Below are 22619 nucleotides of genomic sequence, written 5' to 3'. Positions count from 1 at the left end.
TTGAAGATGAGTAATTACGATAAATATTTTAATACAAATAAAAGCACTTGGAATGAAAAGGTGAAAGTACACTCCAAAAGTGATATGTATGATTTGGAGGCTTTTAAAAATGGAAAATCCTCTTTAATGCCCTATGAGTTAGATGCTTTAAAAGATGTAAAAGGAAAATCGCTATTGCATTTACAATGTCATTTTGGACAAGATACTTTAAGTTGGAGCAGGATAGGAGCTAAATGTACAGGTGTCGATTTGAGTGATGAAGGAATAAAGCTTGCAAAACATTTAAATGATGAATTAAAACTTGACGCCGAATTTGTTTGTTGTAATGTTTTGGATACTTCGGAATTTATAAAAGATGAATTCGACATTGTTTATACGACTTATGGCGTAATAGGCTGGTTGCCTGACCTAAAACCATGGGGCAAAATGATTGCTGAGCGTTTGAAAGAAGGCGGTACATTTTTTATGGCTGAATTTCACCCAATTGTTTGGATGTTTGATTATTTGGAAGATAAACCCGTTTTAAAATATGGTTATATGCAAGACGGAGTTATTTATGAAGAATATGAAGGTACCTACGCCAACCAACACTCAAAAATGATTAGTAAAGAGTATGGATGGAACCATGGCTTAAGTGAAGTGATTAATGCTTTAGCTGAGGCTGGTTTACAAATTGAGTATTTAAAAGAGTTTAATGAAAGCCCTTATGATGTATTGCCAAATTTAAAAAAGACAGATTCTGGTATGTTTGTAACTGAAGATAAATTGTATCCTTTAATTTTTACGTTGAAGGCTACAAAGATATAGTGTGTTCAAGAATTTGAATCTTTACTTAATCTTTGTTTTTAGATTCAATAAACTTTAACGACTCTTCAACGACTTAGGTTTTAATAATTGTTGTTAAATTAACCTGAAATGAGTTTTGCATATTTGATTTTTCATAGGAAGTGGATAGTTAAACTGGAGAGCAAAAAACAAAGTATAGTTACCCGTTTTAGGCTGTGCATAACTCAAAAAAAAGTAACTCTTTTGTTATTGTTATCCTGTAAATACAATTAACGTTTTTGTAAGTTAAATCAAATAACAAGTGTTTTTCTATAACTTAATATTTGAAATGTTTAAAACTAGTTTAGATGGAATTGATGTGTTAATGTGCATGATCTTTAAGAAACGCCTTTGGGAATTTAGCCTTAAATCGATTCAATCTAGGAATTGATACATTTCTTATATAGCTGTTGTTTGGGTGCAAGCGTTCATAATCTTGATGATAATCTTCGGCTATCCAGAATTTTTGAAAAGGATACACTTCGGCTGCAATTTTTACATTTAATTTTTTGGCTAATGCTTCTTTTTTCTTTAAAATGATTTGCTTTTGTGTTTCATTCTGGTAAAAAATTATCGAGCGGTATTGGGACCCGCGGTCGTTTCCTTGTCCGTTTACTTGGGTTACGTTCTGGGATGCAAAATAAACATCGACCAACGTTTCAAAATTTACCACTTTAGGGTCGTAAATAATTTCTACAGCTTCCGCATGCCCTGTTTTTCCTGTGTTACTTAAGGCATAAGTTGGGTTGTTAGTGTGTCCTCCAGAATATCCTGAAATAGATTCTTCAACCCCTTTAACGCTTTCGTAAATGGCTTCTACGCACCAAAAGCATCCACTTGCAAAATAGGCTCTAGTCTTTCCGTTTTTAATGGCAACTTCAATAGGTTCTGCATTTATAACATCATCTTGTTTTTTTGATGTTTGCGCTGAATTTTGACAACTAAAAAATAGGGTTAAGGCAACTATTGGAATGATGTTTTTCATGAAGTTTTATTTGTTTAGACGTATAAAGGTATAAAACCTTAAATAGTTTGAGTTAATGTTGTTTTAAAATAGAACCCTTTAGTCGTTTTTGTAATGCTTTGAGACTAAACTTTTGTTTAGCTGATTATCAGAATATCTAATTTTAAAGGCGGAAACTGATTGCTAAAAGGAAACTAACAACAGTGTATGGATGGAGTTTTCGTTAGGGATTGCAGAGGAAACCTCGACCTTTTTTGGTAATGCCTAAATTATTAGGCATAAAAAAAGCCTTCACAAAATATGAAGGCTTAATTATAGGTTATTTAAAATGGATTATAGTTTAGAAAACATTTTTTCCATTTTTGCTTTTTGCTCTTCAGCTAATTCTGCATCAACTAAAATACGTCCACTATGCTCATCGGTTATTACTTTTTTACGAGAAGCAATTTCTACCTGTACTTGTGGTGGAATTGTGAAGAATGATCCGCCAGATGCTCCTCTTTCAATTGGTACAACTGCTAATCCGTTTTTTACGTTTGTTCTAATTCTAGTGTAAGCCTTAACTAAACGTTCTTCTATTTGCTTTTTGTAATCTTCAGATTTGCCTAATAAAGCTTGTTCTTCTTTTTCGGTTTCAGCTAAAATAGCATCTAACTCACTCTTTTTGTGTTTTAAGTGGTTTTCACGCTCTTTTAAACGGTCTTTAGTTTCAGAAATAACTGCTTTTTTCTGCTCTATTTGTGCTTTGAATTCTTTAATGTGCTTTTCAGCTAATTCAATTTCTAATTCTTGAAATTCTACTTCTTTAGTAAGAGAGTTGAATTCCCTGTTATTTCTAACATTTTTTTGTTGCTCGCTATATTTTTTTATTAAAGCTTTAGATTCCTCGATTGAGTTTTTCTTCCCAACAATATCGTTATCTACTACTTCTAAATTAGCAATAAGTTTTTCTAATCTTATGTTTAATCCAGCGACTTCATCTTCTAAATCTCGAACTTCTAAAGGAAGTTCTCCACGAACATTTCTAATTTCATCAATACGTGAATCGATGAGTTGTAAATCGTATAAAGCTCTTAAACGCTCTTCAACAGTTACTTCTTTCTTTTTAGCCATACTTTAAAAATACTTAACAGGATTGGTATTTATCTTTGATAAAATGATTGCAAAATTAGTAATTTTTTTTGTAAGATAGGCTACTAAAAGATTTTTTGTGTATTGCTCGCTTTCGTAATGCCCAATATCTGCCAAAAGTATGGTGTTTTCAGCTGTAAAAAAATCATGATATTTTAAATCGGCAGTTATAAATGCATCAGCACCAGCGCTTTTAGCGGCGTTAATAGCAAAACTTCCTGAGCCGCCTAAAACCGCTACATGCTTTATGTTTTTATTTAATGAAGCAGAATGCCTAATGCATTGGGTGTTCATTTGGTTTTTTAAATGGTTTAAAAACTGTTTTTCGTCCATAGGCTGGGCGAATTCACCAATCATACCCATTCCAATATTCTGGTTTTTGTTTTCTATGGTTGTAATTTCATACGCTACCTCTTCATAAGAATGTGTTTTAAAAAGGGTGGATAAAATGTTATTTTGCAAATGTTTAGCAAAGGTTACCGTGATTTTTGTTTCGGTTTCGGTATGGGTTTTACCTTTTAGGCCTATGGTAGGGTTAGAATCTTCATTGCCTTTATAGGTGCCTTGGCCTTCTACATTAAAACTACAATTGGAGTAATTTCCAATACTTCCTGCGCCAGCTTTAAATAAGGCTGTTCGCAATTGTTCGGCTTCATTTTTAGGAACATAGGTGGTTAGTTTTTTTATAGTTGCGCTTTGTGGTATTAAAATACGTTTGTTTATAAGTTGCAGTTGGTTGCAAATCATATCATTTACACCGTAATGGGCATTATCCAAGGCTGTGTGGATACTATAAATGGCAATATCATGCTTTATGGCTTTTAAAACAACGCGCTCTACATAATTTTTTCCTGTTATTTTTTTTAGGCCTTTAAAAATAATAGGATGGAAGCTTACAATCATATTGCAATTTGCTTCAATAGCCTCATCTACAACGGCTTCAAGGGTGTCTAGGGTAACTAAAATTCCTGTTACTTTGTTAGATTTATTGCCTACTAATAGGCCAACATTATCGAAATCTTCGGCGTAAGCTAAAGGAGCTAAGGCTTCTAAATGATTTATAACGTCTTGTATAATCATAGTTATTGGTGTTTAAACTCAAAGATAAAATAATTACTTTCACCTTAACTAATTATTTTTAGACATGTTATTACATCTTCTTTGATATAATAATTATATTTCGACCTTAAATACAATTTCGTGTAATGAATATTATAAGAAAACTATTACTACCCATTGTTCCCATTTATTTTATGGTGACTTGGTTGCGAAATAAATTATATGATTTAGGAATTAAAAAATCGAAGTCTTACAAATTTCCTGTCATTTGTGTAGGTAATTTGAGTGCGGGTGGTACGGGAAAAACGCCAATGATTGAGTATTTAATTAGATTGTTAAAAGACGATTTTAAAGTTGCTACGTTAAGTCGTGGCTATAAACGTAAAACGGATGGGTTTCAATTAGCAAACACAACGTCTACGGCAGATACTATTGGCGATGAACCATTTCAGTTTTATACAAAGTTTAAGGATTCGGTTATTGTAGCTGTTGATGCAAACAGACAAACCGGTATCGAAAATCTACAAAAGAAAAAACCAAACGTTATTTTGTTAGATGATGCATACCAGCACCGAAAGGTTACTCCTGGGTTTTCCGTTTTATTAACTACTTATGCCAACCCTTTTTATAAGGATATTGTATTGCCAACTGGTAATTTAAGAGAACCACGAAGTGGCGCAAATAGAGCCGACGTTATAGTGGTTACCAAATGTCCTAAAGGTTTAAGTTTGAATGAAAAAAGTAATCTAGTAAAACGAATTAGGCCTGAGAAACACCAACATGTTTTTTTTAGTACCATTGATTATTCTAATACTGTAATAGCAACAGATAAAACCGAGCGTATTGAAAACTTATCTCCATTTACTTTGGTTACAGGAATTGCAAACGCGACACCGTTAGTGAACTATTTAAATGCTAAAAACTTGAATTTTGAACATTTAAATTTTAAAGATCATTATAATTTTACTTTAAATGATATTGAAAATTTAGAGCAAAAGGATGTAATAGTTACTACCGAAAAAGATTATATGAGGCTAAAACAGTTTGAGAGTTTAAAACCCAAATTGTTTTACTTACCTATAACCGTTACTATTGATGATTCAAATAAGCTAAACGCCCTTATTAAAGAATTTGTTAGGCCTTAGGTTCTGTTGTTGTTTTTTGGGTTAAAGCATTGTAGAGCTTCTTCTCAAATTCTTCTTGCTTAAATGGTTTAGGAATAATATCTGTAAATCCAGCATCGTCAAATTCCTGCATTTTATCCTCAATGGTTACTGCTGTTAATGCAAAAATAGTAAGGTCTTTGTCAAATTCCCTAACGCGTTTTGTAGCTTCCATACCACTAATACCTGGCATGTGAATATCCATTAGGATAATATTATAGTTATTATTGCGAATTCTTTCAACAGCTTCTTCACCATTGTCTACAATATCGCATTTAAGTTCCATTTTGGTTAAAATCTTTTTGGTAATCATTTGGTTGATTTTATTGTCTTCAACAACTAGGATTTTAACTTTAGATAAATCTATATCCTTAGTATTACCATCAAAATATGTAATTTTAGATTCTTCGACCTCTTTAATATTTGTTTGTTCTAAAGGAATTTCAAAGTAGAATGTTGTTCCTTTATTTAATTCACTTTTTACGTAAATTTTACCTTTTAAAATATCAATTAAGCCTTTAACAATAGAAAGCCCCAAGCCGGTACCTCCATATTTACGGTTAATTTGAATAGAGCCTTGAGAGAAACTTTCGAACATATGGTCCTGCTTCTCTTGGCTAATACCAATACCATTATCTTCTACTTCAAAGCGTAGAGTGAAAATTTTACCTTGTTCTTCAATTTTATAAACACGAATCCAGATATCTCCATTTTTAGTGAATTTGATTGAGTTTCCAACCAGGTTTATTAATATTTGTGAAATCTTTAATTGATCGGCAATAAAGAATTCAGGAAGTTCTTTTTCGTATTCTAAATGAATTTTAATATTATTATCTAATGCTGAATTGTTTAGGGCTAAAATTATGTTCTTTATTTTCTTTTTTAAGCTGAATGATTCAGGTTCAATGTCAACCTTATTGGCTTCTATTTTATTTATTTGAAGGATATCGTTTATAAAGGTTAAAAGATAATCTCCAGAGAATTTAAGCGATTTTAAATGCTGTACTTGTTCTGGTCTTGGGTTTTCGTCTAGCAACATATTACTTAAGCCTGTAACAGCATATAAGGGGGTTCTTAACTCGTGGGTTACGGTAGATAAGAAGTTTGCTTTTGTTTTTGAAGCTAGTTCTGCTTTTTCTTTAGCTACAATAAGTTCTCCATTTTTTTTATGGAGCATGTTATTGGTTTTAAGCCTTATATTATTGTTTTTATACAGGGACAGCGTTAATAGGGATAAGATTGTAATTAATGCAACACTTAAAATAGAAATTAATGTTCCTAAACTTTTGTCGTCCTCTGCTTTTTCTAACTTCTGAACAATTTCATTGTTTTTTTCAATCTCAGCATTAAGTCTAAATTCTGTTTTTTGATTTCTTGGAGAATTAATTTTTGTTAGACCTCTAATAGAGTCAGAAATTTGTAGGTGAGAATGTAAATAGTTCCTAGAAAGCTTATAGTTTCCTAAATTATTATACAAATCGCTGGCTATAAGTAAACCTTGATTGGTAATGTTTGTGTGTTTATGGGTTTTTGCTATCTCAAGGCCTTCTAGAACAGCTTCCAAAGCCTTTTGGTCATTGCTTAATTTGTTGTAAACTTTAGCGTGATTTATTAATGCTTCACTTTGTATATTAAAGTAGTCGTACTTTTTAGCCATAGCTAATGCTTGCTCAATAATATCTCTAGCGTTTTTGTAGTTTTTTAACTCGTAGTAGGTTTTACCTTCCGCAAGAAGTGTTTCAGCTAATTCTTGATTTAAATCTTCTTCTTGAAATTTTGATTTTGCTGCTGTATAGGAATCTAAAGCCGAATAGTAGTCTTTTTTTGCCAAATAAACATCGCCAAATGTTTTGTATGAGTTTCCAAGGTTTACATTATCGTTTATAATACGTTGGATTTCTATAGCCTTATTAAGTGATTTTATGGCATTGTCCTCTTCCTCTATAACAAGTTCAATTTTTCCTTTAACAGCATAAATAATACCAAGACTCCTTTTATTATCTGCCTTTGTAGCAAGATTTAATGCTTCGTCTAGATTCTTTTTAGCCTTAAAATAATTAAAATTCTCAAGCTCAAGTTTAGATTGCAAAATCCAATAATTGATTTTGTTTTGTAGCAACTCAGGATCCTCGTCAATAGACTGCTGTGCACAAACAGCAACGCTGATGAGCATAAAAAATATGTATATATAAGACCTTATTTTTGACATTCTTTGTTAATGTTGCTGACAAATATAATTATTTTATCGATAAAAGACACTTTTTTACCGATAAATTACATATTAAGTCGATTATTCTTTGTGAATACCCTGTTTCATTGTCATACCAACCTATAATTTTTACCATGTTTCCAATTACAGAGGTCATTTGCGAATCAAAAATACAAGAATGTGGGTTTCCTACAATATCAATAGAAACGATAGGGTCTTCCGTATATTCTATAATGTTCTTGTAATTTTTATGTGCAGCCAATTTAAAGGCGGTATTAATATCTTCTATACTTACTGTTTTTTTTACATTAAACGTAATATCTGTTAACGATCCATTTATAACAGGAACTCGAATACCACAACCACCAATAACATTTGAAAGTTCAGGGAAAATTTTAGTTAATGCTTTTGCTGCACCCGTTGTAGTTGGCACTATAGATTGACTTGCTGCTCTAGCCCTGCGTAAATCTCTATGTGGCTGGTCGTGTAAACTTTGGTCCGTAGTGTAGGAGTGAACCGTAGTGATGTAAGCTTGATTAATACCACATAATCTGTTGATGATATCAATCATGGGGGCAGCATTATTTGTGGTACACGATGCGTTTGATATTATAGGTTCGTTTCCATCAATGCTTGAATCGTTTACGCCTAACACTATCGTTTTAATATCATCTTCAAGTGGCGGAACACTCAATACAACTTGTTTCGCACCATTATTAATATGGCATTGTAAATCGGCAGTTGTTTTAAATTTTCCTGTAGCTTCAATTACGTAATCAATATTAAATGGTTCCCAATTAATAGTGCTTGGGTGTCTTTCATTTAATAGTGTAATAGGTTTTTGGTTAACCATAATACTGTTTTCGCTATGCGAAATATCTGCATTAAAAACACCGTGCACACTATCGTATTTAAGTAAGTGGCTTAAAGTTTTTGCATCGGCTAAGTCATTTATAGCAACAACTTGCATAGTTTCATGGTTTTGTAGTAGTTTAAAAACGCGTCTACCAATTCTGCCAAAACCATTGATGGCAACATTAATCATATATTAATTTATGTGTTTTTGTGCCTTATAAGACGACCTTACTAAAGCACTACTTTCAACATGACGGAAACCTAAATCTAATCCTATTTCTTCGTATTCTTTAAACTGATCCGGATTTATAAATTCTTTTACTGGTAAATGTTTTTTACTAGGTTGTAAATATTGTCCAATAGTTACAACATCTACATCATTTGCTTTTAGGTCGTGTAGCGTTTCAATTACTTCCTCTCGGGTTTCACCTAAACCAAGCATAATACCAGATTTAGTTCTACGTTGTCCTTGTTGTTTTAAATATTTTAAAACGCCCATACTCCGGTCGTATTGTGCCTGTATTCTTACTTCACGTGTTAACCTACGTACGGTTTCAATGTTATGCGAAACCACTTCTGGAGCAACTTCTATGATTCTATCAATATGATTTTCTATGCCTTGAAAATCAGGTATAAGTGTTTCAAGTGTTGTGTTAGGATTCATTCGCCTAACAGATTTAACAGTTTCGGCCCACATTATACTTCCCATATCCTTCAAGTCATCCCGATCAACACTTGTTAAAACGGCATGTTTAATCTGCATGATTTTTATAGATCGAGCTACCTTTTCTGGTTCATCCCAATCTACCGTTTCTGGTCTCCCTGTTTTTACACCACAGAACCCACAAGAACGGGTACACACATTACCTAAAATCATAAATGTAGCTGTGCCTTCGCCCCAGCACTCACCCATATTTGGGCAACTTCCAGAAGTACAAATGGTATTTAGGCTATATTTATCAACTAAACCTCTTAGTTCGGTGTATTTTTTTCCGGTTGGAAGCTTTACACGTAACCATTTTGGTTTGGCTATTCGTTCTGGTAATATATTCGATTTTGTTTCGGTATTCATATCTCTAAAATGTAGAAGACAAAGATACAAAGTATTCTTTTAAATAGATGCCCCAAGTAGCAATGCAAAAGCTTGCTGTTTTATTTTTTTTAAGATGCTAAAATGGTATGGTTATCGTTAAGGATTGCAGAGCTTTAAAAAAATAAAAGATGTTGATTTCTTGAGTGGTTATTTCCCTCTAATAATTTCAGCTAATAGTTTTTTTGCTCTTAGTAATTTTACTTTTACATTATTCATTGGTTCATTAAGCTCTATTGAAATTTCTTTGTAACTAAGCTCTTGAAAATAGCGTAAGTTTATGATTTCTTGATAATGAGGTTTTAATTTTTTAATGTCTCGCAGTAATTTGGCTAAATTTTGGTCGGTAATTAATTTGTCTTCTGCAGAAGGTGTTTCGTCTAAAACCTGGAATAGTTCTCGATTATCTTTTGAAATAACTTGAGCAATAGAGTTTTTTTCCTTTCTTAGTAAATCGATATGAATATTCTTCGAAATGGTTATTAACCACGTTTTAAAAGTATAGTTGTCATCGAAAGTATTAATCTTATCGAAGGCTTTAGAGAAGGTTTGTATGGTAATATCCTCGGCATCATTTTCATTTTCTGTTCGCTTTAATTGAAAACCATATACGTTATCCCAATAAGTATCTAATAAGTAATTAAATGCTTTTTGGTCATTTTTTTTGGCTCGCAAAATAGCTTCCTTTATTTCCAATGATTAGGTTTTGATATAAGATTATTTATAAATATAGTTAATTGTGTACTAATTAAAAAGAGTTCTAGAAAAGGAAGGAAAATCAATAAATCTGTCTCGCCTAGTTTCTTTGATACCATTCCTAAAATTAAATATTGAATTGCAATTCTAAAAAGAAATAAACATATTACAATTTCCCAATTGAATAAAGGGATTAGTAGTACTAAACCAAATAACCAAAATAAAAATGAGGAAACGTATAAAAGGGTGAGCAATACTTTGTGCTGCATTTTATAATGTTTTGCGGTTGATATATGACGTCTTTTTTGCTTAAACCAGTTTTTGAAAGTAGTTTTAGGTATCGATTCTGTAAAGCTATCTTTGTTAAAGCTAATTGCTGTATTTTGTGATGTGGCTATTTGGTTTATAAACAAATCGTCATCTCCAGATCGAATTTTTATGTGGTTTATAAAGCCATTTGCATCAAAAAAAGCTTTTTTAGTATAAGCTAAGTTTCGCCCAACCCCCATGTAAGGCAGTCCCATTTTAGCAAACGAAAAATAGGTTGTAGCCGTTATAAAGGTTTCAAAACGAATGAGTTTATTTAAAAACGATTTTTTTATTTTGGTATAAGCACCATAGCCTAAAACTATCGATTTTTTATTATCAAAATGAGCCGTCATGTCTTGTATCCAATGTTTTGATACAGGCTTGCAATCGGCATCAGTAAATAAAAGGTAGTCGTTTTTAGCTGCTTTTATACCTAAAGTTAAAGCATATTTTTTATTTCCCCAAAAGGCTTCAATACTTTTAACATTAACAACTTTAATAATGTTGTGTGAATTAGCGAAATGCTCAATAACATCAAGGGTGCTATCGGAAGAAGCGTCATTAATTAAAACAATTTCAAAGTTTTTATAATCCTGGTTTATAATGGACGGAAGAAATGTTTTTAAGTTTTCCGCTTCATTTTTGGCACAAATTATTACGGATACTGCTAAGGATTTCGGAGTGCTATTTTTTTGTTTTAGGAATGAAAACCTTCCAAATAAAAAAAGATAAAAAATAACTTGAATAATTACTACGGTTATAAAACCGTAGAATACAAAATCAAGAAACCCCATAAAGTGCTATGAATGTTGAGGTTCGTTACAATCGCTAAATTGGTCGGGTGTTTTTCCGCAAAAACCACAAGATTCACCTTCTTTATTAAGCATAGGGTTTTGGCTAGCGCAAGTACCGGCAAATTTACCGTCTTTTTTAGCCCAAATTTTAATGGCAATACCGGCTATTCCTAATCCTAAAAGTGCAATGGTAATTAAAAAAAGTTTCATTGAGATTGTAATTGTTTGTGCAAAGATAAGATTTTAGTTTGTAGTTTTTAAAAGAATGATAGGTGAAACTTAGGGAGAATTTGAAATTTTTAGGTAGTATATTATGAGGTTACTAGGTGGGGTTTATCAATGATTTAAAATGTCATACTTAAAAAAAAAATTTATTCGTGGTGCCTTTTAAGCTTTTTCAACGGTAGAGTTTTACATTTTAAATATGTCTATTATAGGAGAAGCCTCATTTTGTATACAAAATGAGGCTTCATTATTTATAGTAAATTGTAATTTAATGCAAACTAATTTGGGCTACCGAATTTTCGGTCGATGCCACAGCATTACCGCCTTTTGGCTCAATAGTGATACTTAAAGCAAGGGCGTCTTCCATATAAGGTATGTTTCTTAATTTTCGATCTGCCTTATCTAAAATCCCTAGGTTTACCATTTTACCTTGTAACTCTGCCCATATTTGGTAGCATTGTTCTTCAGGTAATTCTGGTAAAGAAACGACATCAATCATAGATGTTTTTTCTTTAGGGTTTATATAAGCAACTGTTTTTAAGTCTTTAGCACGCTCATTTCCTTTAATAATATACTTTTCAGTTTCAGGATTATTAAGCTTTAAAAGTTGTCTCATTACTTTGTCTAACATGGCATTATTTTTTGCTATGTCACTTCTTAAATCTTCAATCTCTTCATCGACTACTACGGTGTCGTTTTGTAATTTTTGATTTTGATCGTAAAAGTAAGTAGATGAGCCAGCAAAAATTAGTGCTGCAACACTAGCTGCAATACTAAGTTTATACCATTTTTTGTGTTTTTTAGGACTATTTAATTCTACAACAGGTGTGTCGTTTAGCTCATCTAAAATAGAATCTAAGATAGCTTTAGGTGCCTCTACAGCATTAGCTTTTGCAACCACTTCTAGGTTATGTTGCATCATGTTGTAGTTATTTTCGATTTCTGGGTATCTTGCAATAAAAGATTCCACCATGTCTGCTTCTGCAGGCGTGGTTTCACCTAATAGATATTTGTCTAATAGGCCAGAACTTAAAAAAGTATTTATTTTCTCATTCATGACTTTGGTTATTGAGGATCGTAAATTTTTTTTAATTCACGTAATCCTATTTTTAATCTTGATTTTATGGTTCCCAATGGGATTTCTAATTCGTCGCTAGCTTCTTGCTGCGTCATGCCCTCAAAAAAGAGTGCATTAATCACTATTTGGTATTTTATATCTAAACTACTTAAATGTTTTTTTATATCCAAAACATCCTGATTTAGTTCGTTGGATGTTACTTTATATACGGTTGAAGTTTCCATTTGGACTTCATTATTGGTTTTATTCTTCTGCGATCGAATTTTGTCAATAGCTGAATTATAGGCGATTCTGTAAAGCCAAGTAAATAGTTTTGCTTTACTAGCATCGTACTTTTTAGCGTATCGCCAAATTTTCACAAAGGTTTCTTGAAGCACATCTTGGGCCGTATCGTCATCTGAAATTACTTTTTTTATAACCCCCAATAAGGCATCAGCATAGTTTTCATAAAGCAGGCTAATCGCTTTCTTATCGCTATTTTGAAGTAAAGTAACTATTTGCTTTTCTATTGGTGAAATCAAGATGGTTGGTTTTTATAAGTGCTTTAAGTTGCTAAATGTTTTACCAAAGTTAGAAATTTCTTTTAGATTAAAGGATGTTTACTTCGGCTTCAATTGAAATTCCAAAAATACGTAATACTGTTTTTTGGATTAATTTAGAAAGGTTTAATATATCTTCACCTTTCGCATTGCCATAATTAACAAGCACTAAAGCTTGGTTTTTATGAACACCATAAGATCCAAACGATTTGCCTTTAAAGCCTGCTTTTTCAATTAACCAGCCTGCAGGCACTTTAACCTCGTGTTCTGTTACAGGGTAATTAGGAATATCTTTAAAATTTTCAAGTAATGTATTAAAATGGGCTTTTGGAATTACGGGGTTTTTAAAAAAACTTCCGCTGTTACCAATCTCTTTTGGGTTTGGTAATTTGCTTTCTCTTATACTTATGACAGCTTTTGAAATATCTTGTATGGTTGGTTTACTAACCTTCATAACTTCTAATTGCGAGGTTATTGCACCATAATTAACACTTAAGTTGTGTTGTTTTTTTGAAAGTTTAAAACGAACACTTGTAATAATAAATTTCCCTTTGGCTTCTTGTTTGAAAATAGAATTTCTGTAGCCAAATTTACAGTCTGTTTTAGAAAAAGATTTAATGGTTTTGGTGGTCAATTCAATAGCTTGGCAAGATTCGAAAACATCTTTAAGTTCAATGCCATAAGCGCCAATGTTTTGAATGGGAGCTGTACCGACGTTACCAGGAATTAAGGACAAATTTTCAATTCCGCCAAAATCATTTTTTATACACCATAGTACAAACTCATGCCAATTTTCTCCAGCATTGGCCTGTACAATAACGGTATCCTCATTTTCCGATATAATTTTTATGCCTTTAAAGTTTATGTGGATAACTAGACCATCAAAATCCTTAGTTAATAGCATATTGCTGCCTCCGCCTAAAATAAGTTTATTAGGATAATCGGGTGCAGTTAGGATGTTTTTTAAATTAACTAAATTACTAACCGAAACATAGTGTTTTGCATTTGCATCAATACCAAAAGTATTGAATGGTTTTAACGATATGTTATTTTGTATTTGCACTAGTCTTTATAAACTTTTAAAGCTTCTTTTAAAATATAAACAGCTTTAATTAAGCTTTCTTTATTAAGTACGTAAGCAATTCTAATTTGGTTTAAACCAATTCCTGGTGTAGAATAAAATCCAGCAGCTGGAGCTACCATAATCGTTTCATTATCAATATGGAAGTCTTCTAAAAGCCATTTTGCAAAATGGTCAGAATTTTTTATAGGTAACTCAACAATACAATAAAAAGCACCTTTAGGTTTGGCCACTTTAATACCTTCAATTTTATTAAGTTCGCTAATTAATATATCCCTTCGGCCCACATATTCTTCAATAACATTATCAAAGTAACTTTGAGGAGTATCTAAGGCAGCTTCACTTGCTATTTGGGCATAAGTTGGAGGGCTCAACCTAGCTTGAGCAAATTTAAGAAACGTTTCTCTTACAAGTTTATTTTTAGTAACAAGGCAGCCAACACGTGCACCACACATACTGTAACGTTTTGAAACGGAATCAATGACTACTGCATGTTCGTCAATACCTTTTTCTTCCATGATAGAATGGTGTTTATGACCGTCATAAACAAACTCTCTATAAACTTCATCTGCAACTAAAAATAAGTCATGTTTAACCGCAAGCCCAGCAAGTTGCTCAATTTCTTCTTTTGAGTATAAGTAACCTGTAGGGTTTCCCGGATTGCATATTAAAATAGCTTTGGTTTTTGGTGTTATTAGTTTTTCAAATGCAGAAACAGAAGGAAGTGCAAAATTATCTTCTATATTACAAATAGCCGGCACTACTTTAACTCCCGAAGCTGTAGAAAAGGCAATGTAATTGGCGTAGAAAGGTTCAGAAATAATAACTTCATCACCGGGATCCATAGTACTACTAAATAAAAAAAGTAGTGCTTCACTTGCTCCTGTTGTAACTATAATATCTTCATAAGTTACCTCAATATTATGGGTGTTATAATATTTGGCTAACTTTTTTCTATAAGAGTCAGAGCCTTCGGATCTTGAATACGATAAAATTTCAATATCGTTTTGTTTAACAGCATTTAATGCTACCTCGGGGGTTTTTATATCAGGCTGGCCAATATTTAAATAGTAAATGCTTTTTCCGTTTTTAATAGCTTGTTCTGCATACGGAACGAGCTTTCGAATTGGTGAAGCAGGCATATTATGCCCTTTTTTAGATATAGTTGGCATTTATCTTTTTTTAAGCTACAAATTTTAAAAAATAATCTTAAATTTTTTTAAAAAAATAGCGGTAAATAATTATGCTAAACTAAAGATTTGTAAATTGAATATGCTATTAATTAAATTAATGATGAATAAAAGTTTAATTTTTGTATTATTTTTCTGTCTTTTGTGGTTTTCAACCTTATCTCAGAATAAGTTTGTTGTTCAAAATAAAAAACAATCACATAAAATTAAATTCAAATTAATTAATAATTTAATAGTTATTCCGGTTGAGATTAACGGAGTAACACTGTCATTTTTGTTAGATACAGGGGTAAGTAAACCTATAATTTTTAATTTTTTAAACGTTTCAGATTCTTTAAACATTAAGAATACAGAAAGTATTACATTAAGAGGTTTGGGTGGAGGAGAATCGGTTGAAGCCTTGAAATCTTCCAATAATATTTTTAAAATTGGTGATGCCGTTAAACTAAATCAAGATTTATATGCCGTTTACAACAGTAATTTAAATCTAGCGCCTCGTTTAGGTTTCCCGGTACATGGTATTATTGGTTTCGATTTATTTAAAGATTTAGTAGTCGAAATAAATTATTCGAAAAAGTTTTTGAGGTTAACCAGTCCTGAAACCTATGAAACTAAAAAATGTAAAAGTTGCGAACAGTTAAATTTAGAATTTTATAATGGCAAGCCGTATGTAAATGTTAAGGTAAATTTAGACAACATGGATATACCCGTAAAACTTTTGATAGATTCTGGAGGTAGTGATGCTTTATGGTTATTTGAAGATGAAGAACGCGGTATTAAGTGCGGTGAGAAATATTTTGACGATTTTCTAGGGCATGGATTAAATGGAAGTGTATATGGTAGGCGTTCTAAAATAAAAGAGTTATCACTACAAAGTTTTGTGCTTAAAAATGCTAATGTAGCATTCCCTAACACCGAAAATATATTTCATGCTACGCAAATAAAAGATAGAAATGGAAGTATATCAGGAGATGTTTTAAAGCGGTTCAATATCATATTTGACTATAGAAAGGCACTTATGGTTATTAAAAAAAACAGGAAGTTTAAAGATCCATTTAGTTATAATAAAAGTGGAGTAGAATTAGCGCATGATGGTATTAGGGTTATACAAGAATTAAAAAGAAACGATTCAAAAACTACCAATGAGTCTCAGGTTAAAAAAGGTGAACTCGTTTATTCGAATGCCTTAACCATTTCTTTAATACCGGCTTATGCGGTAGTTGAATTAAGACCAGGATCTCCAGCAGAATTAGCAGGCCTCAAAATACGAGATGTAATTTTAAGTATAAATGGAAAAAAGAGTTATCAATTTACCTTACAACAAATTATGCACATGTTTTATGGAGAAGATGGAAAAAAAATAAAGTTAGTTGTAGATAGAGATGGCGAGGTTTTAAGTTTTAACTTTAAACTTAAAAAGTTAATGTAAAAAAAAGAGGCTTGAACACTACTGGTCAAGCCTCTTTTAAATTTTATAGAGTATTTTAGTTTTCTACAATGCTCTTTTCTTTTTTGTCAAGTACATTGGCTTTGCCTGTGTCTACAACTAAACCTTTAATTTTTAAAGCTACAGTTGGTGTTTCTGCGTTAGACATTACTGTAATTGTTTTTCTAATAGGATTAACTCTGTTAGTATCATACTTAACTTGAATTTCACCTGTTTTACCTGGCATAATTGGGCCTTCCGGTTTAGAAGGAACAGTACAGCCGCAAGACGACTTAACGTTCGATATTATTAATGGCTCATTTCCAGTATTTGTAAATTCAAATACTCTTACACCGTTAGCACCTTTTTCTACAGTACCATAATCAATAGTTTCTGTTTTAAACTCAATTTTTGCTTGAGCGTTAATACCAAAACTTATTAATCCGATAAATAAAATAGTAATTAATTGTTTCATAATTTTATCCTTTTTATATATTCTTAAATTTTAAAGCCTAATAATTAAATGGGCATTTTATGATTTTTAGCTCCAAAACCCTGCCAAACATACTTACTTTTACTATAATCTGCAAAAATATTAGATGTAATGCGTAAGTGTTAACATATCAATCACCGCTAAAAATACATATAACATTTCTATAACAATGTTTAATTAGTGTTAAAATTAGTTGTTCACCATCTTTTCAATTACTCGATATAGTTTTTATAGAAAAAGAAATATGAGTACTTTTGCACCTCAATATTCAAAAACTATTCCAAAGCATGCAAATTCCATCAAAATATGATGCAAATCAGGTAGAAAGTAAATGGTACGACTACTGGATGAAACATAATTATTTTCATTCAACACCAGATGAAAGAGAGCCTTACACTATTGTAATTCCGCCACCAAATGTAACCGGTGTGTTACACATGGGGCACATGCTAAATAATACCATACAGGATGTTTTAATTCGTCGTGCACGTTTATTGGGTAAAAATGCATGTTGGGTACCTGGTACAGATCACGCATCTATTGCTACAGAAGCCAAGGTAGTTGCTAAATTGAAAGAACAAGGTATCGATAAAAACGACTTGTCTCGCGATGAGTTTTTAAAGCATGCCTGGGAATGGACTGATGAGTATGGTGGTGTTATTCTAGAACAACTTAAAAAATTAGGATGTTCTTGTGATTGGGAAAGGACTAAATTCACCATGGATGATGAGATGAGTGAAGCTGTTATTAAGGTTTTTGTTGATTTATACGAAAAAGGCATGATTTATCGTGGTTACCGTATGGTTAATTGGGATCCAGAAGCTAAAACGACCTTGTCTGACGAAGAGGTTATTCATGAAGAACGTCAAGGAAACCTATATTATTTAGAATATAAAATAGATGGTAGTGATGACACACTAACCATTGCAACTACACGTCCTGAAACTATTTTTGGAGATACGGCAATTTGTATTAACCCTAACGATGAGCGATTTAATCATTTACGCGGAAAGAAGGCTATTGTACCTATTTGTAATCGTGTTATTCCTATTATTGAAGATGAGTATGTTGATGTGGAGTTTGGAACAGGATGTTTAAAAGTAACACCTGCACACGATGAAAACGATAAGAATCTAGGAGATAAGCATAATTTAGAAGTTATCGATATTTTTAATGAAGATGCGTCTTTAAATAGCTTCGGATTACATTATGAAGGTAAAGATCGCTTTGTAGTTAGAAAGGAAATAGCTAAAGAATTAGAGAAAAACGGGATTTTAGTTAAAACCGAAACGCATTTAAATAAAGTAGGAACATCTGAAAGAACAAAGGCTGTTATTGAACCTCGTTTAAGTGACCAGTGGTTTTTAAAAATGGAAGAGTTAGTAAAACCTGCTATTAAGTCGGTTTTAGTGGATCATGATATTAAGTTATTCCCTAAAAAGTTCGAGAACACCTACCGTCATTGGATGGAAAATATCCGCGATTGGAATATTTCGCGTCAATTAATGTGGGGACAACAAATTCCTGCGTATTTTTATGGCGACGGAAAAGAGGATTTTGTTGTAGCCGAAAATATTGAGAAAGCTCTTGATAAGGCAAAAATTGTGACTTCAAACCCTCAACTTCAAGCTTCCGACTTAAAACAAGATAAAGATGCATTAGATACTTGGTTTTCATCTTGGTTATGGCCAATGAGTGTGTTTGATGGCATTCGCAATCCTGAAAACGAAGAAATAAAATACTATTATCCAACCAACGATTTGGTTACAGGTCCAGATATTCTTTTCTTCTGGGTGGCTCGTATGATTATTGCTGGATATGAGTATAAAGATAAAAAGCCTTTTGAAAATGTTTACTTAACAGGTTTAGTTCGCGATAAGCAACGCCGTAAAATGAGTAAATCTTTAGGGAATTCTCCTGATGCTTTAAAACTTATTGAAGAATATGGTGCCGATGGTGTTCGTGTTGGTTTGTTATTAAGTTCTGCTGCAGGAAATGATTTAATGTTTGATGAAGCGCTTTGTCAACAAGGAAAGGGTTTTGGAAATAAAATCTGGAACGCATTTCGATTAATTCAAGGTTGGGAAATAGATGAAACAATACCGCAACCAGAAACTGCAAAAGTTGGTTTAGAGTGGTACGAAGCTAAGTTTCAAAAAGCTTTAGTAGAAATTGAAGATCATTTTAGTAAATATAGGTTGAGCGATGCTTTAATGGCTATTTATAAATTAATCATGGACGATTTTTCTTCGTGGTTATTAGAAATTATTAAACCTGCATATCAAAAACCAATTGATGCCAAAACGTATAAATTGGTTATTGAGGCTTTCGAAAATAATTTGAAAGTATTGCACCCGTTTATGCCATTCCTTTCGGAAGAGATTTGGCAGTATATTTCTAAACGCACACCAGAAGAAGCTTTAATCATTTCAAAATGGCCTGAAGCTAAACCAATTAACGATTTGTTAATTACTGAGTTTGAATTTGCATCGGAAGTTATTTCAGGGATCAGAAATATTAGAAAGCAGAAAAATATAGCTTTTAAAGATGCTATTGGTTTTTCAGTTATAAATAATGAAAAATCTAATACTACCTTTCATGGGGTTATAGCTAAATTAGGAAATCTTGAAGGTATAGAGTCTATTTCTGAAGCTGTTGAAGGTGCATTAACCTTTAGAGTAAAATCGAATGAGTATTTTATTCCAATGGTTGGTGCTATTGATGTTGACGCTGAAATTAAAAAATTAACCGATGAGCTTAACTATACAGAGGGATTCTTGAAATCGGTACAAAAGAAGCTTTCTAACGAGCGTTTTGTTGCAGGTGCGCCGGAGCAAGTAGTAGCAAGTGAAAAGAAAAAGGAAGCTGATGCTTTAGCTAAAATAGAAACGTTGAAAACGAGTTTGGCGAGTTTAGGCTAGTATAGAGTTTCAAATTAATTCAAAACAGCCATGGTGTTATACATACCATGGCTGTTTTTTATTTAAAATGTTTGTTTAAAAACTGTTTTCAAATTTAAAGAAAGTGTATGAATAAAATTTTATGCATAAGCATGTCTTATTAAAAAGAAAGGAGAATTTTTGAAAATCAATACTTGTGAAGGAAACGGTATTGAAAATTATTTTCTGTATAAAAAGTAATTGGTAACCAAGTCAATATAGGCTTGTTTAGCATCATCTTCTGAAAGTCCTTTAGCCTGAAATAAAGCGTTTGTTTTAAACGCATTAATTATTTCTTTTTTACTTTTTGGGCGTCCGTAGTCGTTCGTTGCTTTTTTATAATAAGCATAAAGTTTTAAAAGCGTGTCTGCAGGAAATGGCTCTTTATGCGCATTAACTCTCGCAACAGCCTCTTCAAATTGTATGTCTAATTTAGTACTACTCATTAATTTCTGCAATAATACTTTCGCCTCCTTTAACTTTTTGGTTTAACGCCACCTTAATTTTAGTATCTAAAGGTAAATATAAATCGACTCTAGACCCGAATTTTATAAACCCTGATTCACCACCTTGAACGGCCTTATCGCCAACCGTTGCATAATTTACAATACGCTTAGCTAAAGCTCCTGCTATTTGTCTGTGTAGCACTTTGCCGTATGTTTTATTTTCAACAACTACAGTGGTACGTTCGTTTTCTTCGCTAGCTTTAGGATGCCATGCAACAAGGTATTTGCCTGGGTGGTATTTGCTAAAAACAACGTTTCCGCCAATAGGATAACGAGTAACATGCACATTTATTGGAGACATAAATACGCTAACTTGTAAACGTTTTTCTTTAAAGTATTCCTTTTCAAAAACTTCTTCAATAACAACCACTTTACCATCTACAGGAGAAATAACCTGGGCATCATTGAGTTGTGTATGCCTTTTAGGGTTTCTGAAAAATTGAAGTATTAGTATTAAGAACACTAATAAAACAAGCATAATAAGGGTGCTCAGCCATGTAATATCAATAAACCTATCAACTAACAAATAACCTGCTACAACTATAATTAGTGTAATGATTATAATTTTATGACCTTCTTTATGAAACATAATTCAAAATTCTTAAAAATAAATATATAAATGGTGCTGCAAAAAATATACTGTCTAGTCGGTCTAATAATCCGCCATGACCTGGCATTATAACCCCACTATCTTTAACGTTTGCTTGTCTTTTAAATTTAGATTCTATTAAATCGCCTAAAGTACCAAATACACTTATAATTATACTTAATATTAACCAACTTGTAGTTCCTAAGGTGTGTGTAAAGGTAGCAATAAAATAACTTGCTACACACGAAAAGAATAATCCTCCTAGAAATCCTTCAACTGTTTTTTTAGGAGATATTGTTTCAAAAAGCTTTTGTTTACCAAAATTTTTACCTACCAAATAAGCAAAAGAATCGTTAATCCAAACCAATATGAATGTGCCTAAAACAATATTAGGGTTGTACTTTTCGTAATAGTTGGCTATTAAAATTAAAAATACAAACGCACTAGAAACATAAAATGTAGTGAGTAAATAGCGTTTAGTGGCAAATAAAGGTATGCTTCGAGGTGAAAATAAATCTTTTATTAAAAATAAGTTTACGAATATGGATAATACCATTAAAATTTGAACGGCTTCAGTTAAACCTTCATTGGTATTTAATACGGATTTCCAGTATACGAAAACAGCATATAATAGAACAAAAATGATATAAGGAATAAAACTTTTTAACTGAATTAGTTTTTTGAATTCACCTAAGCATATCATTCCAAAAACAAAGAAAAGACCAATTAAAGCTTGTTCAAAGCATATACAAATAAGTAATAATGAAACATAGATTATTCCAGAAATTGATCGTGTCAAGGTTTCTTTCATACTATAAGTCTTCTAAAAGTAGTAGGTATAAGTTTTTTGCGCTACTTCCATAGCTTAAAAAATCCTTTTTATCTCCAGATTTAAAATGCTTTATTGTTGTAATGTTTGTTGGGATGTTCTGTTTGTTTTTTGACTTTATTCCTCTCAACCCTTCGCCAATATTATCTACAATTTGACTAGTTGTTGCAAAAACAATAAAGTTAAAAGGTAATTCCGGAAGTTTCTTTTCAAATATTTGCTTTGATGAAATTAGTAATGAACCATCGTTAGCAATTAAGTTTTCGCAAGTGGTAAGGAAAAAAGTGGCTTCACTTATTTTTTTAGTTGGAAGTAAATTGGAGTTTTTAAACTTAGCTTTTAATTCGGAATCTAATAAAAGAACTTGTTCTTCTTGCCAATCATTTTCGTCAATGATGTACTCTAACGTTTTATATATTTCATCTAAGTTTTCACAATACAGAAACTTACCGCCATTAGCTTTAAAGTTTATAGTAAACCTTTCGTCTATTGGTAGTTTAATCTCAGGCATGTATTTGCCTCTATTGTCAGATTTTAATTCTTCTTCTGATTTTGCAGATTTAGAACCAAAAAGTTTTCTAAAAAGACTCATTTAATGTGTTGCTATTAACTGATATTATGATGAGGTT

At 32.1% G+C, this 22619-nt stretch carries 22 protein-coding genes; 4 read left to right on the top strand and 18 right to left on the bottom strand.

What is annotated here, in order from left to right:
- The first annotated feature begins 6 nt into the window (after nucleotides 1-6).
- The gene (locus tag ABJM36_RS15320) at nucleotides 7-807 is read left to right on the top strand and encodes a class I SAM-dependent methyltransferase (protein WP_348452365.1); all 801 of its coding nucleotides are present in this window, start codon (nucleotides 7-9) and stop codon (nucleotides 805-807) included.
- Nucleotides 808-1147: 340 nt separating this feature from the next.
- On the opposite strand, the gene msrA is transcribed toward ABJM36_RS15320, so the two are convergent.
- The 3 genes from msrA to ABJM36_RS15305 all read right to left on the bottom strand — a co-directional run bounded on the left by msrA (nucleotide 1148) and on the right by ABJM36_RS15305 (nucleotide 4000).
- A complete protein-coding gene (gene msrA, locus ABJM36_RS15315) occupies nucleotides 1148-1810 on the bottom strand; it encodes a peptide-methionine (S)-S-oxide reductase MsrA (protein ID WP_348452364.1) in 663 nt (220 codons plus the stop codon).
- 312 nt (nucleotides 1811-2122) lie between these two features.
- Nucleotides 2123-2902, bottom strand: a complete 780-nt coding sequence (locus ABJM36_RS15310; protein WP_348452363.1) for a C4-type zinc ribbon domain-containing protein — start codon at nucleotides 2900-2902, stop codon at nucleotides 2123-2125.
- Nucleotides 2903-2905: 3 nt separating this feature from the next.
- Nucleotides 2906-4000, bottom strand: a complete 1095-nt coding sequence (locus ABJM36_RS15305; protein WP_348452362.1) for a Nif3-like dinuclear metal center hexameric protein — start codon at nucleotides 3998-4000, stop codon at nucleotides 2906-2908.
- A gap of 125 nt (nucleotides 4001-4125) precedes the next feature.
- Here ABJM36_RS15305 and lpxK point away from each other — a divergent pair, with 125 nt between their 5' ends.
- On the top strand, nucleotides 4126-5124 hold the full coding sequence (lpxK, locus tag ABJM36_RS15300; RefSeq protein ID WP_348452361.1) for a tetraacyldisaccharide 4'-kinase: 999 nt from the start codon (nucleotides 4126-4128) through the stop codon (nucleotides 5122-5124).
- Here lpxK and ABJM36_RS15295 read toward each other — a convergent pair.
- The 10 genes from ABJM36_RS15295 to ABJM36_RS15250 form a co-directional block, all read right to left on the bottom strand.
- Nucleotides 5114-7315: an ATP-binding protein gene (locus ABJM36_RS15295; protein ID WP_348452360.1), complete on the bottom strand. Its 2202-nt coding sequence runs from the start codon at nucleotides 7313-7315 to the stop codon at nucleotides 5114-5116. The genes lpxK and ABJM36_RS15295 overlap by 11 nt on opposite strands.
- A 64-nt stretch (nucleotides 7316-7379) precedes the next feature.
- On the bottom strand, nucleotides 7380-8396 hold the full coding sequence (gene gap, locus ABJM36_RS15290) for a type I glyceraldehyde-3-phosphate dehydrogenase (RefSeq protein ID WP_348452359.1): 1017 nt from the start codon (nucleotides 8394-8396) through the stop codon (nucleotides 7380-7382).
- A gap of 3 nt (nucleotides 8397-8399) precedes the next feature.
- On the bottom strand, nucleotides 8400-9278 hold the full coding sequence (gene lipA / locus ABJM36_RS15285) for a lipoyl synthase (protein ID WP_348452358.1): 879 nt from the start codon (nucleotides 9276-9278) through the stop codon (nucleotides 8400-8402).
- Nucleotides 9279-9446: 168 nt separating this feature from the next.
- Nucleotides 9447-9992 (bottom strand): sigma-70 family RNA polymerase sigma factor, encoded by a 546-nt coding sequence (locus tag ABJM36_RS15280; RefSeq protein WP_348452357.1) that lies wholly within the window; start codon nucleotides 9990-9992, stop codon nucleotides 9447-9449.
- Nucleotides 9983-11095 carry a glycosyltransferase gene (locus tag ABJM36_RS15275; protein ID WP_348452356.1) on the bottom strand — a complete coding sequence of 371 codons (1113 nt, stop codon included), beginning with the start codon at nucleotides 11093-11095 and terminating at the stop codon, nucleotides 9983-9985. Before ABJM36_RS15275 ends, ABJM36_RS15280 begins: the two co-directional genes overlap by 10 nt.
- A gap of 6 nt (nucleotides 11096-11101) precedes the next feature.
- Nucleotides 11102-11305 carry a membrane or secreted protein gene (locus ABJM36_RS15270; protein ID WP_348452355.1) on the bottom strand — a complete coding sequence of 68 codons (204 nt, stop codon included), beginning with the start codon at nucleotides 11303-11305 and terminating at the stop codon, nucleotides 11102-11104.
- 283 nt (nucleotides 11306-11588) lie between these two features.
- Complete coding sequence (locus ABJM36_RS15265) at nucleotides 11589-12377, bottom strand: anti-sigma factor (RefSeq protein ID WP_348452354.1); 789 nt, start codon at nucleotides 12375-12377, stop codon at nucleotides 11589-11591.
- An 8-nt stretch (nucleotides 12378-12385) separates the two neighbouring features.
- Entirely contained in the window at nucleotides 12386-12919 is a 534-nt protein-coding gene (locus ABJM36_RS15260; protein WP_348452353.1) for an RNA polymerase sigma factor, read from the bottom strand.
- A gap of 67 nt (nucleotides 12920-12986) precedes the next feature.
- The gene (gene murB / locus ABJM36_RS15255) at nucleotides 12987-14000 is read right to left on the bottom strand and encodes a UDP-N-acetylmuramate dehydrogenase (protein WP_348452352.1); all 1014 of its coding nucleotides are present in this window, start codon (nucleotides 13998-14000) and stop codon (nucleotides 12987-12989) included.
- A complete protein-coding gene (locus ABJM36_RS15250; protein ID WP_348452351.1) occupies nucleotides 14000-15190 on the bottom strand; it encodes a pyridoxal phosphate-dependent aminotransferase in 1191 nt (396 codons plus the stop codon). The genes murB and ABJM36_RS15250 overlap by 1 nt, the downstream gene beginning before the upstream one ends.
- 118 nt (nucleotides 15191-15308) lie before the next feature.
- Between ABJM36_RS15250 and ABJM36_RS15245 the strand changes: the two genes are divergently transcribed.
- Nucleotides 15309-16637 carry an aspartyl protease family protein gene (locus tag ABJM36_RS15245; protein WP_348452350.1) on the top strand — a complete coding sequence of 443 codons (1329 nt, stop codon included), beginning with the start codon at nucleotides 15309-15311 and terminating at the stop codon, nucleotides 16635-16637.
- A gap of 55 nt (nucleotides 16638-16692) precedes the next feature.
- Here the strand turns inward: ABJM36_RS15245 and ABJM36_RS15240 are convergent, their stop codons facing one another.
- On the bottom strand, nucleotides 16693-17109 hold the full coding sequence (locus tag ABJM36_RS15240) for a DUF1573 domain-containing protein (RefSeq protein ID WP_348452349.1): 417 nt from the start codon (nucleotides 17107-17109) through the stop codon (nucleotides 16693-16695).
- 305 nt (nucleotides 17110-17414) lie between these two features.
- Here ABJM36_RS15240 and ABJM36_RS15235 point away from each other — a divergent pair, with 305 nt between their 5' ends.
- The gene (locus ABJM36_RS15235) at nucleotides 17415-20048 is read left to right on the top strand and encodes a valine--tRNA ligase (protein WP_348452348.1); all 2634 of its coding nucleotides are present in this window, start codon (nucleotides 17415-17417) and stop codon (nucleotides 20046-20048) included.
- 197 nt (nucleotides 20049-20245) lie between these two features.
- Here ABJM36_RS15235 and ABJM36_RS15230 read toward each other — a convergent pair whose 3' ends face one another.
- Genes ABJM36_RS15230 through ABJM36_RS15215 form a run of 4 tightly spaced genes read right to left on the bottom strand, consistent with a single transcriptional unit; the run spans nucleotide 20246 to nucleotide 22582 of the window.
- Entirely contained in the window at nucleotides 20246-20512 is a 267-nt protein-coding gene (locus tag ABJM36_RS15230; protein ID WP_348452347.1) for an acyl-CoA-binding protein, read from the bottom strand.
- Nucleotides 20505-21161: a phosphatidylserine decarboxylase family protein gene (locus ABJM36_RS15225; protein ID WP_348452346.1), complete on the bottom strand. Its 657-nt coding sequence runs from the start codon at nucleotides 21159-21161 to the stop codon at nucleotides 20505-20507. The genes ABJM36_RS15230 and ABJM36_RS15225 overlap by 8 nt, the downstream gene beginning before the upstream one ends.
- Nucleotides 21151-21972: a phosphatidate cytidylyltransferase gene (locus tag ABJM36_RS15220; RefSeq protein WP_348452345.1), complete on the bottom strand. Its 822-nt coding sequence runs from the start codon at nucleotides 21970-21972 to the stop codon at nucleotides 21151-21153. Before ABJM36_RS15220 ends, ABJM36_RS15225 begins: the two co-directional genes overlap by 11 nt.
- Before the next feature lies 1 nt (nucleotide 21973).
- Nucleotides 21974-22582, bottom strand: a complete 609-nt coding sequence (locus ABJM36_RS15215; RefSeq protein WP_348452344.1) for an LUD domain-containing protein — start codon at nucleotides 22580-22582, stop codon at nucleotides 21974-21976.
- Between the last annotated feature and the right edge of the window lie 37 nt (nucleotides 22583-22619).

It is taken from the genome of Algibacter sp. (assembly GCF_039977455.1).
Taxonomy (GTDB): Bacteria; Bacteroidota; Bacteroidia; order Flavobacteriales; family Flavobacteriaceae; genus Algibacter_B.
This window is presented reverse-complemented; position numbering and strand designations above follow the sequence as displayed.